The 12,210-nt window shown below is 72.3% G+C and carries 11 protein-coding genes and 1 tRNA gene; 4 read left to right on the top strand and 8 right to left on the bottom strand.

What is annotated here, in order from left to right:
- Positions 1 to 50: 50 nt before the first annotated feature.
- The 5 genes from ASC64_RS07470 to zwf form a co-directional block, all read right to left on the bottom strand.
- The gene (locus tag ASC64_RS07470; RefSeq protein ID WP_200937514.1) at positions 51 to 1,040 is read right to left on the bottom strand and encodes an ABC transporter substrate-binding protein; all 990 of its coding nucleotides are present in this window, start codon (positions 1,038 to 1,040) and stop codon (positions 51 to 53) included.
- A gap of 130 nt (positions 1,041 to 1,170) precedes the next feature.
- Positions 1,171 to 2,196, bottom strand: a complete 1,026-nt coding sequence (locus ASC64_RS07465) for a LacI family DNA-binding transcriptional regulator (RefSeq protein ID WP_056906920.1) — start codon at positions 2,194 to 2,196, stop codon at positions 1,171 to 1,173.
- Between the two features lie 9 nt (positions 2,197 to 2,205).
- Positions 2,206 to 2,862, bottom strand: coding sequence for a bifunctional 4-hydroxy-2-oxoglutarate aldolase/2-dehydro-3-deoxy-phosphogluconate aldolase (gene eda, locus ASC64_RS07460; RefSeq protein WP_056906919.1), 657 nt, complete (start codon positions 2,860 to 2,862; stop codon positions 2,206 to 2,208).
- Positions 2,846 to 4,738 carry a phosphogluconate dehydratase gene (edd, locus tag ASC64_RS07455; protein WP_056906918.1) on the bottom strand — a complete coding sequence of 631 codons (1,893 nt, stop codon included), beginning with the start codon at positions 4,736 to 4,738 and terminating at the stop codon, positions 2,846 to 2,848. Before edd ends, eda begins: the two co-directional genes overlap by 17 nt.
- Complete coding sequence (zwf, locus tag ASC64_RS07450; RefSeq protein ID WP_056906917.1) at positions 4,735 to 6,213, bottom strand: glucose-6-phosphate dehydrogenase; 1,479 nt, start codon at positions 6,211 to 6,213, stop codon at positions 4,735 to 4,737. The genes edd and zwf overlap by 4 nt, the downstream gene beginning before the upstream one ends.
- A gap of 91 nt (positions 6,214 to 6,304) precedes the next feature.
- Here zwf and ASC64_RS07445 point away from each other — a divergent pair, with 91 nt between their 5' ends.
- The 3 genes from ASC64_RS07445 to ASC64_RS07435 are packed head-to-tail and all read left to right on the top strand — an operon-like array spanning position 6,305 to position 9,261.
- Positions 6,305 to 7,495: an ROK family transcriptional regulator gene (locus tag ASC64_RS07445; RefSeq protein ID WP_056906916.1), complete on the top strand. Its 1,191-nt coding sequence runs from the start codon at positions 6,305 to 6,307 to the stop codon at positions 7,493 to 7,495.
- Between the two features lie 57 nt (positions 7,496 to 7,552).
- The gene (locus tag ASC64_RS07440) at positions 7,553 to 8,227 is read left to right on the top strand and encodes a GntR family transcriptional regulator (RefSeq protein ID WP_056906915.1); all 675 of its coding nucleotides are present in this window, start codon (positions 7,553 to 7,555) and stop codon (positions 8,225 to 8,227) included.
- On the top strand, positions 8,224 to 9,261 hold the full coding sequence (locus ASC64_RS07435; RefSeq protein ID WP_056906914.1) for a 1-aminocyclopropane-1-carboxylate deaminase: 1,038 nt from the start codon (positions 8,224 to 8,226) through the stop codon (positions 9,259 to 9,261). Before ASC64_RS07440 ends, ASC64_RS07435 begins: the two co-directional genes overlap by 4 nt.
- A 10-nt stretch (positions 9,262 to 9,271) precedes the next feature.
- On the opposite strand, the gene ASC64_RS07430 is transcribed toward ASC64_RS07435, so the two are convergent.
- Positions 9,272 to 10,111, bottom strand: a complete 840-nt coding sequence (locus tag ASC64_RS07430) for an SMP-30/gluconolactonase/LRE family protein (RefSeq protein WP_056906913.1) — start codon at positions 10,109 to 10,111, stop codon at positions 9,272 to 9,274.
- Positions 10,112 to 10,144: 33 nt separating this feature from the next.
- Complete coding sequence (locus ASC64_RS07425; protein ID WP_056906912.1) at positions 10,145 to 10,996, bottom strand: helix-turn-helix transcriptional regulator; 852 nt, start codon at positions 10,994 to 10,996, stop codon at positions 10,145 to 10,147.
- Between the two features lie 86 nt (positions 10,997 to 11,082).
- On the opposite strand from ASC64_RS07425, the gene ASC64_RS07420 reads away from it, so the two are divergent.
- The gene (locus ASC64_RS07420) at positions 11,083 to 12,012 is read left to right on the top strand and encodes an alpha/beta hydrolase family protein (protein WP_056907214.1); all 930 of its coding nucleotides are present in this window, start codon (positions 11,083 to 11,085) and stop codon (positions 12,010 to 12,012) included.
- A 56-nt stretch (positions 12,013 to 12,068) separates the two neighbouring features.
- Here the strand turns inward: ASC64_RS07420 and ASC64_RS07415 are convergent.
- Positions 12,069 to 12,141 (bottom strand) — tRNA-Thr (locus ASC64_RS07415).
- Between the last annotated feature and the right edge of the window lie 69 nt (positions 12,142 to 12,210).

The raw sequence follows: 12,210 nt of genomic DNA, 5'->3' as shown, positions 1-12,210 counted from the left end.
CGGCGCGGCCCGCGGGTGGCGCGGGCCGCGCTGCTGATCGGGACTGGCTGTCAGTACTGCCGGTCGGGCAGTGCCGCCTTGGCCTCGTCCTGGGTGAAGGTGGACTCGTCGGTGAGCACCCGCTCGGGGACCTCCTCGCCGTCGAGGACCTTCTGGGCCAGGTCCATCAGCTGGGGACCGAGCAGCGGGTTGCACTCGACGATGAAGTTGATCTTGCCGTCGGCGAGGGCCTGCATGCCGTCCTTGACCGCGTCGATGGTGATGATCTTGATGTCCTTGCCCGGCTCGAGGCCCGCGGCCTCGATCGCCTCGATGGCGCCGAGGCCCATGTCGTCGTTGTGGGCGAAGACGACGTCGATGCTGTCGTCGGACTGGAGGAAGGACTCCATGACCTGCTTGCCGCCGTCGCGGGTGAAGTCACCGGTCTGCGACGCGGTGACCTCGATCGAGTCGTCGGCCTTGATCTTCTCGGCGAAGCCCTCGGCCCGGTCGATGGCGGGAGCCGCACCGGTCGTGCCCTCGAGCTGGACGACGTTGATCTTCCCGTCGCCGTTGACGTCGGAGTCCTTGGCGTTCTCGACGAGCCAGTCGCCGGCCCGCTCGCCCTCGACGACGAAGTCGGAGCCGAGGAAGGTCTTGTAGAGGGACGGGTCGGCGTCGACGGCACGGTCGGTGAGGATGACCGGGATGTCGGCGGCCTTGGCCTCCTGCAGCACGGCGTCGAACCCGGTCTCGACCACCGGGCTGAAGGCGATGACGTCGACCTTCTGCTGGATGTAGGAGCGGATCGCGGCGATCTGGTTCTCCTGCTTGCCCTGCGCGTCGGTGAACTTGAGGTCGATGCCCTCGTCCTTGGCGGTGTCCTGGATGGACTTGGTGTTGGCGGTGCGCCAACCGCTCTCGGCACCCACCTGGGCGAAGCCCATGGTGATCTTGCCGTCGTCGCTGGCCGAGTCAGAGGCCGCGTCGCTGCTGCCGCAGCTGGTGAGAGCGAAGGTGCTCAACGTGATCGCCGTTGCGGCGACCAAGGTCTTCTTCACCACTGTCTTTCCTCCACATCAAAGGGGCGGTCCCGCCCGTGTGACCGGTGTCACGTGCCACGAGTGTGAGCGCTAACATTCCGCACGTCAAGAGGCAGTGCCAGACCAGTGGTCCGCTAGATGTGAACGCTCACCCGCGCGGTGCCGCGGTGGACCGGCGCACCGTGAGGGTCGGCCGGATCGGGTCGAGGACGGTCTCGTCCTCCCCTCTCACCGCGCCGAGCGCCACGCTGAGCGCGCGCCGGCCGAGCTCGGCGAAGTCCTGCGAGACGGTGGTGAGCGAGGGCCAGAAGTACGCCGCCTCCGGGACGTCGTCGAAGCCGACCACGCTGACGTCGTCGGGGACCCGGCGGCCGCGCTCGTGCAGGGCGTTGAGCAGGCCGAGGGCCATCGAGTCGTTGCCCGCGAAGACCGCCGTCACCTGCGGGTCACCGGCGACGAGCAGGCCGGCTCGGTGCCCGCTCGCGGGCGACCAGTCCCCGGCCAGCTCGGGTCCGGGCAGCAGGCCCCGCTCCTCGTGCGCCCGGCGCCAGCCGGCCCGCCGCTGCTCGGCCTCCACCCAGTCGGCCGGACCGGCGAGGTGGGCGACGTGGCGGTGCCCCAGGTCGAGCAGGTGCCCCACGGCCAGGGCCGCGCCGGCCTCCTGGTCGATGCTCGCCGAGAGGGGCGTGCCGGCGGCGACGCCCTGGACGGTGACGATGGGGACGGAGAGGTGCAGCGCGCGGGTGAGCTCGGCGGCCTCCCGGTGCGCGACCGCGACGACGATGGCCTCCACAGCCTGGTCGGAGAGGCGGTCGACGGCGTTGTCGAGCAGCTCGGCGGAGAACTCCGAGAGGCCCACGAGCGAGACGTCGTACCCCGCCTCGTAGCCGGCCTCCTGCACACCGAGGGCGATCATGCTCGGTCCGTGCAGGGCGAGGTGCGCGGTGACCATGCCGATCCGGCGCGAGCGGTTGGTGGCGAGGATCCGGGCGGCGAAGTTGCGGCGGTAGCCGAGCTCCTCGATCGCCGCCAGCACCCGCAGCCGCGTCTCCTCCTTGACGAGGGACGCGTCATTCAGGACCCGCGAGACGGTCTGGTGCGAGACACCGGCCCGCTGGGCCACCTGCGCCATGCTCGGGGAGCGCGATGCGCGTCGACTGCCGGCGTCCGCCATGCGCGCATCCTAGGCGTGGGCGAGTGCTGCCGCCTCCGACGCGAGGGCCCGGACCCGGTCCCAGTCCTTGGCGTCCAGCGCGTCCGCCGGGGTCAGCCAGCTGCCGCCGACGCAGCCCACGTTGGGCAGGGCGAGGTAGGACGCCGCGGTGGCCGAGGTGATGCCGCCGGTCGGGCAGAAGCGGGCGGCCGGCACCGGGGAGGCGATGGACTTCAGGAACGCCGCACCGCCGGAGGCCTCGGCGGGGAAGAACTTCATCTCCGTCACCCCCGCCTCGAGGACCGCCATCACCTCCGACACCGTCGCGGTGCCGGGCAGGAACGGGACGCCCGAGTCGCCCAGGCCGCGCAGCAGGTCGGGGGTCGCACCTGGTGAGACCAGGAACTGGGCACCGGCCGCGACGGCCTGCTCGGCGTGGCGGGGGGTCAGCACGGTGCCGGCTCCGACGGTGATCTCGGGGACCTCTGCGGCGATCGCCGCGATGGCGTCGAGCGCGACCGGCGTGCGCAACGTGAGCTCGATGACCGGCAGGCCGCCGGCGACGAGCGCCTGCGCGACCGGGACGGCGTGCGCGACGTCGTCGAGGACGACGACCGGGACGACCGGCGCCAGCGACAGCAACGAACGCGGCGCGGTGTCAGACGTGGTGTCAGACGTGCTGGGCAAGGGGGGCCTCCTCCGAGGGGGCGGGCAGGGGACGGATGACGCTGGCGCCGGTCTCGGCGGTGCCGACGATGGCGCGGAAGCCCGAGAAGAGCTCGCGCCCGGTGCCGGCCCACTCCACGTCGTGCGGGGCGCGGCCGGTCGTCTCGCGCCGGTCGAGGTCGGCGTCCGACAGGGCGACCTCGAGCAGGCCGGCGTCGGCGTCGACGGTGAGCAGGTCACCGTCGCGCACGCGGGCGATCGGGCCACCGAGCGCCGCCTCCGGGGTCACGTGGATGGCGGCCGTGACCTTGCCCGAGGCACCGGACATGCGACCGTCCGTGACGATCGCGACGCGCTGGCCGCGGTCCTGCAGCACACCGAGGGCGGGCATGAGCTTGTGCAGCTCGGGCATGCCGTTGGCGGCCGGGCCCTGGTAGCGCACCACCGCGACGAGGTCGCGGCCGTCGAGCCGGCCCTCGGCGAAGGCGGCGAGGAACTCGGCCTGGTCGTCGAAGACCATCGCGGGCGCGGTGACGACGCGGTGCTCGGGACGGACCGCGGAGGTCTTGACGACCGCGCGGCCGAGACGACCCGAGAGCATCCGCAGACCGCCGTCGGGGGCGAACGGGTCCTCGGCGCCGCGCAGGACGGCGGTGTCGAGGGAGGCCTTGGGGCCCTCCTCCCAGGTCACGCCTGCCGTGTCGCCCGCGCCGTCGAGGCGCGCCTCGCTCGTGTGGCGCCACAGGCCGCGGCCGGAGACGGTGAGCACGTCGTCGTGGAGGTAGCCGTGCTTGAGCAGGGTGTGCACGAGGAACGGCGTACCGCCGGCCGCGACGAAGTGGTTGATGTCGGCGGAGCCGTTGGGGTAGATCCGGGTGAGCAGCGGCACCGCCGCCGACAGGTCCGAGAGGTCGTCCCAGGTCAGCGTGATGCCCGCGGCAGCGGCGATCGCCACGAGGTGCATGGTGTGGTTGGTGGAGCCGCCGGTGGCCAGCAGCGCGACGCAGGCGTTGACGATCGCCTTCTCGTCCACCACGTGGCCGACCGGCGTCGGCTCCCCACCTGAGGCGGTGATGGCGACGGCCCGCTCGGCGGCGGCGCGCGTGAGGGCTTCTCGAAGAGGGCTGGCGGGGTTCGCGAACGTCGCGTCCGGCAGGTGGAGGCCCATCACCTCCATCAGCATCTGGTTGCTGTTGGCCGTGCCGTAGAACGTGCACGTGCCCGCCGAGTGGTACGACGCCGCCTCGGCCTCCAGCAGCTCCTCGCGGCCGACCTTGCCCTCGGCGTAGAGCTGGCGCACGCGCGCCTTCTCGCCGTTGGGCAGGCCGGCGGGCATCGGGCCGGCCGGCACGAAGACCGTCGGCAGGTGGCCGAAGGACAGTGCGCCGATCAGCAGGCCCGGCACGATCTTGTCGCAGACGCCGAGCATCATCGCCGCGTCGAACATGTCGTGCGACAGCGCGACCGCCGTCGACATCGCGATGAGGTCGCGGCTGAAGAGGGACAGCTCCATCCCCGCCCGGCCCTGCGTGATGCCGTCGCACATCGCGGGCACGCCGCCGGCGAACTGGGCCAGTCCACCGGCGCGGATGATCGCCTTCTTCAGCACCTCCGGCACGTCGCGGAAGGGCTGGTGGGCCGAGAGCATGTCGTTGTAGGACGACACGATCGCGACGTTCGGCTTGCGGCCGGACTTCAGGCCCTCCTTGACCGGCCCGTCCGCGGCGGCGAAGCCGTGGGCGAGGTTGGCGCAGGCAAGCCGGCCACGGGCCGGTCCGGTGCTGGTCGCGGCCGCGACGCGGGCGAGGTACGCCGCTCGTGTCCCGGCGCTGCGCCGGGTGATGCGGTCGGTGACCTCCGCGACGACGGGGTTCGTCCTGCTGCTCGGGGTGCTCACGCGGTCTCCTGCCAGGATCGGCCGTCACGCTCGATGAGCGTCGTGGCGGCTGCGGGTCCGTCGGTGCCGGCGGGGTAGCGCCGGGGTCGGTGGGTCGGGCGCGACCAGTGGTCGAGGATCGGCGCCACCCAGGTCCAGGCGGCCTCCACCTCGTCGCGCCGCATGAAGAGGGTCGTGTTGCCGCGCACGACGTCCATGAGCAGCCGCTCGTAGGCATCGGGCGACCGGGCGCCGAAGGCGGCGGCATAGCTGAGGTCGAGGGAGACCGGGTGGAACCGGATGCCGCCCGGGCCGGGCTCCTTGGCCGTCATGTGCAGCTTCATGCCCTCGTCGGGCTGCACCCGGATGTGGAGGCGGTTCGGCTCGGTGGGGCCCTCGCTGTGGGGGAACATCGCGTGCGGTGGCTCCTTGAAGACCACGACGATCTCCGAGACCCGCTCGGGCATCCGCTTGCCGGTGCGCAGGTAGAACGGCACCCCCGCCCACCGCCAGTTCTGCACCTCGGTGCGGAGCGCGACGAAGGTCTCGGTGGCGGACGGCTCGCCGATCTCGTCGGCGTACGCCCGGGCGGGGCTGCCGTCGCACAGGCCGACGCCGTACTGGCCGGCGACGACGTCGCGGTCGACGAGCTCGGGCGTCATCGGGCGCAACGCCTGGAGGACCTTGAGCTTCTCGTCGCGGACCGTCTCGCGGTCGACGTAGGTCGGGGGCTCCATCGCCACGAGGCACAGCAGCTGCAGCAGGTGGTTCTGCACCATGTCGCGCAGCGCGCCGGAGCGGTCGTAGTAGGCACCGCGCTCCCCGACGCCGATCGTCTCGGCGGCGGTGATCTGGACGTGGTCGACCCAGCGGCTGTTCCACAGCGGCTCGAGGAAGGTGTTGGCGAAGCGCGTGACCAGCAGGTTCTGCACGCTCTCCTTGCCGAGGTAGTGGTCGATGCGGAAGATGCTCGACTCGCCGAAGACCCGGCCCACCGCCTCGTTGATCGCGCGCGCACTCGCCAGGTCGGTGCCGACGGGCTTCTCGAGCACGACACGCGAGCGCTCGGTCACCAGGCCGACCTCGTCGAGGTGCTCGCAGATCACGCCGAAGAGGCCCGGTGCGACGGCGAGGTAGAACACGCGGATCACGTCGTCACCCGCCGCGCCCTCCTTGAGCCGGGCGTGCAGCAGGTGCCAGTCGGCGATGTCCTCGATGTCGAGCACGACGTGGTGGAGCCGGCCGAGCAGCCGCTCGACCACGGCGTCGTCGAGGTCCTGCGCACGGACGTGGTGGACGAGCGCGTCACGCACCATGGCCCGGTAGGCCGCGTCGTCGGCCTCCGCCCGGGACACCCCGATCACGCGGAAGCCCTCCGGGAGCTGGCCGTCGCGGTCGCGGAGGTAGAGCGCGGGCAGCAGCTTGCGCAGCGCGAGGTCACCGGTGGCCCCGAAGACCGTGAAGTCGCAGGGCTCGACGACCGAAGGACTGACCATGGGGCAGGACGCTACGGACCTATACGTCCGTGCGCAACGCAACTTCGGTTTTCCATGGACTTATCTCGTCTGATGACACACTCTGGGCACCATGTCGACCGCCCCCGCCCCCCTTCCGGCCCCGGCCACCGGCGCGGGCGACGTGCTCGCCCTGATCCGGTCGGGCCGCGCCACGACGCGGGGCGAGATCGGCCGGCTCACCGGCCTGTCCCGCACCGCCGTCACCGCACGCCTCACCACCCTCGAGCGCGCCGGCCTCGTCGTGGAGGGCGAGCAGGAGTCCGCCACCGGCGGTCGCCCGGCCAGCACCCTCGTGCTCAACGCCGAGGCGGGCCTGGTGCTGGCCGTGGCCCTCGGCCGCAGCCGGTCGCAGGTGGCCGTGCACGACCTCGAGGGCACCGAGCTGGCCTCGGTCAGCCACGAGCAGGAGGTGGGCGCCGGCCCCGACGTGGTGATGCCCGTCGTGGTGCGACACCTCTCCGAGATGCTTGCCGCCCTCGGCCGCAGCGCCGACGACGTGCGCGGCGTGGGCATGTCGCTCGCGGGCGTGGTCGACGGGGACCGGGTGATGAGTGTCGACTCCCCCGCGCTCGCCGGATGGGACGGCGTGCCGCTCGCCCCCTACCTGCGCCAGGTGACCTCCGCACCCGTGCTCGTCGACACCGACTGCAACGTCATGGCGCTCTCGCAGCTGCGGGTCCCCCCGACGACGCTGACCGAGCGCGACGACGCCCTCGTGCTCAAGGCCTCCACCGGCATCGGGCTCGGCCTGGTCGCCGCCGGCCACATCGTGCGCGGGCACCGCGGCGCCGCCGGACAGCTGGGTCACGTCAAGGTCGCGGCCGCCGCCGAGCAGTCGTGCCGCTGTGGCGACGTGGGCTGCCTGGAGACTGTGGCCGGCGGCTGGGCGCTGGTGGAGTCGTTCGACGGCGACCACGTCCACCACGTCCGCGACCTCGTCGCGCAGGCCGTCCAGGGCAACGGTCGCGCCCGCGCCGTCGTACGCGAGTCGGGGCGCCACATCGGCGAGGCGCTCGCCGCGATCGTCATCGTCACCAACCCCCGCGCCGTCGCGGTCGGCGGCGACATGGCGGGGGCCTTCGACGTGTTCTCCGCGGGGCTCCGCGAGGGACTCTTCGCCAGCACCACGGCGCTCGCGGGCCGCGACCTCCAGGTCGTCCCGGTCGCCCACGGCGACCGCGCCGGCCTCGTGGGCTGCGCCCAGCTCGCGCTCGACGAGGTGCTCTCGCCCGCCGCCGTCGAGGCCGCGCTGCGGGCGTGAGTCCGCGGATCGATCCTTGACGTCGTCGTGCCCGGCTGCAATATATTGCATACCGCCATGCCTGTCCCCCTGACCTCACCCCCCACCGACCGCCGGCTGCTGCGCGACGACGTCTACGGCCGACTGCGCGACGCGATCATCGACGGCACCTTCGAGCCCGGCGAGCAGCTGAGGGACGCCGAGCTCGCGACCTGGCTGGGCGTCAGTCGTACGCCGGTCCGCGAGGCGCTCCTGCGGCTGGGGCAGACCGGGCTGGTCGTGGCACGTCCGGGCCGCTCCACGACCGTCAGCACCATCAGCGAGCGTGCGGTCCGCGAGGCGCGCGACGTGGTCGCGGCGATGCACGAGCTCGCGGTCCGCGAGGCAGTGCCGAGCCTCACCGCGGACGACGTGGAGCGGATGCGCGAGGCCAACGACCGCTTCGAGCAGGCCGTCACCGCCGGGGACGTCGAGGCCGCGCTCGCAGCCGACGACGAGCTCCACGGCGTCCCCGTCACGGTCTGCGGCAACCGGTCCCTCGCGACCGTCCTCGAGCAGTTCACCCCGGTCCTGCGTCGCGCCGAGCGCCTGCGCTTCGCCTCCCTCGACGGCCGCGACTCGGTCGCCCGGCACGCCGAGCTGATCCGCCTCTGCGCCGCCGGCGACGTCGACGGCGCCTCCGCCGTCGCGTTCGGCACCTTCCACGAGCTGACCCCCTCACCCCCGCCCCCGTCACCACTGGAGAACCCGTGATCCTCGAGCAGTTCGAGCGCTACCCGTTGACCTTCGGTCCCTCGCCCGTCCACGAGCTCAAGCGGCTCACCCAGCACCTGGCAGGGCGCGGTGGCGGTGCGACGGTCTGGGCGAAGCGCGAGGACGTCAACAGCGGCCTGGCCTTCGGCGGCAACAAGGTCCGCAAGCTGGAGTACATCGTCCCCGACGTGCTCGTCTCCGGCGCCGACACGCTCGTCTCGATCGGCGGCTACCAGTCCAACCACACCCGCCAGGTCGCCGCGGTCGCCGCGCACCTCGGCCTGAAGTGCCGGCTGGTGCAGGAGAAGTGGGTGCCGTGGGACGACCCGACCAACACCCAGGTCGGCAACATCCTGCTCAGCCGGATGATGGGCGCCGACTCACGCCTCGACCCGCACGGCTTCGACATCGGCATCCGCGACTCGTGGAAGGACGCGATCAGCGAGGTCGAGGCGGTGGGCGGGACGCCGTACGCCATCCCGGCGGGCGCCAGCGAGCACCGCCTCGGCGGCCTGGGCTTCGCCAGCTGGGCCTTCGAGGTGGCCGAGCAGGAGAAGGCGCTGGGCGTCACCTTCGACACGATCGTCGTGTGCACCGTGACCGGGTCCACGCACGCCGGCATGATCGCCGGGTTCGCGGCGCTCGAGGACCTCACCGGCGTACGCCGCCGGGTGCTGGGCATCGACGCCAGCGCCACGCTCGAGAAGACCCGCGACCAGGTCGCACGGATCGCCCGGCACACCGCCGAGCTGATCGAGCTCGGCCGCGACCTGCGCGACGACGAGATCACCGTGCTCGAGGGCTGGGCCGGGGAGCTCTACGGCCTCCCGGTCGACTCCACGATGGAGGCGATGGCACTGGGCGCGCAGCTCGAGGCGATGATCACCGACCCCGTCTACGAGGGGAAGTCGCTCGCCGGGCTCATCGACCTGGTCGTCGAGGGGGAGATCCCGCGCGACTCGCACGTGCTCTACGCCCACCTCGGCGGCCAGCCGGCGATCAACGCCTACCACTCGCTCTGGCCCGAGGCCTAGCCGATCGGCGCTATCCGCCGTAGGGAAGAGCGGGCCGAGCCGACCGGCCGAGGTCGACCCAGAAAGACCTGCCGTCGAGGTCGCCCGGGTGCGCCAGGCCGTGCCGTGCCGTGGTCACCAGGGCCGGTCCGCCGGTTGGATCGAACGCGATGCTGGTCGGCTGGCTCGCCGGGAGCGGCACGACGGAGGCGAGCGATCCGTCGAGGTCGTAGCAGTGCAGTCGCGACCCGCCCCACAGCGCGCTCCACAGCAGACCCTCGTCGTCCAGGGCCATGCCGTCCGGACTGGCGTCCGGCACGTGCGCGAACGTCTCCAGGACGCCCAGCTCGCCGGTGGCGACGTCGATCGTGCCGCGGAGGACGAGGCCTCGTGCGCTGTCGGCGAGGTAGAGGACCCCGCGGCGGTGGTCGATCACCGGGCCGTTGGGGATCGTGATCCCGTCGAGGACGCGCGCCAGGCTGTGGTCCGGCTCGAGCCGCCACAGCGATCCGCTGCCGGGAGTGGCGTCGTACGCCATCAGGCCGAACCAGAGCCGGCCGGCCTCGTCCGTGCAGGCGTCGTTGACGCGCATCGACCGCGGGTCCAGCCCGGTGTCGATGACGACCGTGGGCGCATCCGCGCCGTCGTCCAGCAAGTGCACGGACGTGCCGGCAACCAGCGCCAGACCGCCGCCCGTGCGCGGCGCCGCGGCGCCGAGCGGCACGTCGAGGGCGAGCACCTCCGCGATCCCCTGCGGACCGACCGAGAGCAGCCGTCCGGCAAGCAGGTCGACCTGCACCGGACCCGACGCCCACCACCGCGCGCCCTCGCCGAGCTCGACCACGGGCATGTCGACCGGCTGCACCGTCATGTCCGCCAGTGTTCCGCATGCCTGTCTGCCCGCTCAGCGAGCCCCGTCCATGCGCTGGGTGCCGATGACCGACAACAACTTCAGGGACGCCTCGTCCGGCGAGCCGCGCTCGGCGGTGTAGAGGACGAGCTGCTGGCCCCGCTCGGTGATGTCGAAGGTGTCACAGGCGACCGTCACGGGACCCACCACGCGATGGTCGAAGGTCTTCACGAGGGCCGGCAGCGCCGTGACGTCGTGCAGCTCCCAGAGGCGGGCGAACTCCTCGCTGCCCTGCTGCAGGTCGGCGACGAGCCCGACCAGCTCCGGGTCCTGCGGGTAGCGGCCCAGCGCGACGCGCAGCCGTGCCGCGGCGTAGCGCCCGAACTCCTCGAGGTCGGACACACCGTAGAGCCGTTGGCCGTGCTCGTGCGGCCCCAGGAACAGGCGACGGGCCAGGTTGCGGTCCTCGCGCGAGCGTGCCGAGAAGTCCTCCATCAGCGCTGCCGCGAGCGGGTTCCAGGCGATCACCTCGAAGGTCGCCGAGGTGACCAGCGCGGCGGCGTGGGGCACGCGGTCGATCAGCTCCAGGACGCTCGCGCGCACCTGGCGCGACGGGCCCGGCCGCTCCGCCACCGGTGAGCCGGCAAGCCGGTGGAGGTGGTCGCGCTCGGCGTCGTCGAGCCGGAGGGCGCGCGTGAGTCCGGCCAGGACCTCCCGGGACGGCCACGGCGCGCGCCCCTGTTCGAGGCGGGTGTAGTACTCGGTCGAGATGAACGCCAGCTGGGCGACCTCCTCCCGGCGCAGTCCCGGTGTACGCCGCCGAGTGCCCGCCGGCAGGCCCACGTCCGCGGGGGTGACGCGCTCCCTCCTGCTCCGCAGGAAGCCCGCCAGCTCGTCCTTGTCCACGGCTCCAGTGTGCGAGGTGCTCGAGGTCCGCGACAGGTACAGGTTGTGTCTGGTTGCGTCGCCCGGCGGGCGGCACGGTCGACGCCATGACTGCGACAGACGACCCACGCCTCACCGAGACGCTCCAGAAGATGGCCGACAGCTTCGTCGACTGGCCCCGCGCCCCGATCCACCGCCGGCCCTCGGAGGCCGGGCTGGACTACGAGGACGTGACATTCCCGTCCGAGGACGGCGTACCGCTCGAGGGGTGGTTCATCCCCGCCCCGGGCTCGGACCGCCTGGTCATCGCCAACCACCCCCGCTGGTTCACCCGCGCCGGACTGCCGTCCCACCTCGAGCCGTGGCGCTCCATCGCCGCCGCCACGGGGAACGACTTCGAGATCAACTTCGTGCCCGACTACCGGCTGCTCCACGACGCGGGCTACCACGTCCTCGCCTACGACCTGCGGAACTTCGGCCAGAGCGGCACGGGCAACGGAGGCGTCTTCACCGTCGGGAACTTCGAGTCGCGCGACGTGATCGGGTCGTTGCGGTACGCGCGGAGCAGGCCCGACCTCGCCGGAGCGCGCATCGGGCTGTTCAGCCGGTGCGTGGGCGCGAACGCCACCATGAAGGCCATGACCCGTGCGCCCGCGGAGTTCGAGGACGTCCGTTGCATGGTCAGCCCCCAGCCGTTGTCCGCCGGGGTGTCCATGGCACGCGCCCTCGAGCGGTTCGGGATCCCCGTCGAGCGGATGCAGGACCTCGACGACCTCGTCTTCCGCAGGACGAGCTTCCACATCGAGGAGATGTCGCCCGTCGCGTGGGCGAGCAGCGTGCGGGTGCCGACGCTGCTCTACCAGGTGCGCGACGACGTCTACACGCACCCGAGCGATGTCCAGGCGATCCACGACAACCTCGCCACCGCCGAGAAGGACCTGTTCTGGATCGAGGGGACGACGCGTCGCTGGGACGGGTACGCGCACTTCCAGCGCGAGCCCGACCGGATCCTGGAGTGGTTCGACCGCTACCTCTGACGGGCGCGCCCGGACGTGAAGACTCCCCCAGGGTCTCGGGTCCCCGGGGGAGTCGGAGCCGCCTGTCAGAATCGAACTGACGACCTAATCATTACGAGTGATTCGCTCTACCGACTGAGCTAAGGCGGCTTGGTTCGTCGAGCGTGCTCGATGGACCGTGGGCGAGTATACGGAGCCCCTGCGTCCGGCAGAAATCAC

Origin of the sequence: Nocardioides sp. Root122 (assembly GCF_001425025.1) — a bacterium.
GTDB lineage: Bacteria > Actinomycetota > Actinomycetes > Propionibacteriales > Nocardioidaceae > Nocardioides.
Note: the sequence above shows the minus strand (reverse complement) of the source record. Positions and strands in the feature narration are given on the sequence as shown.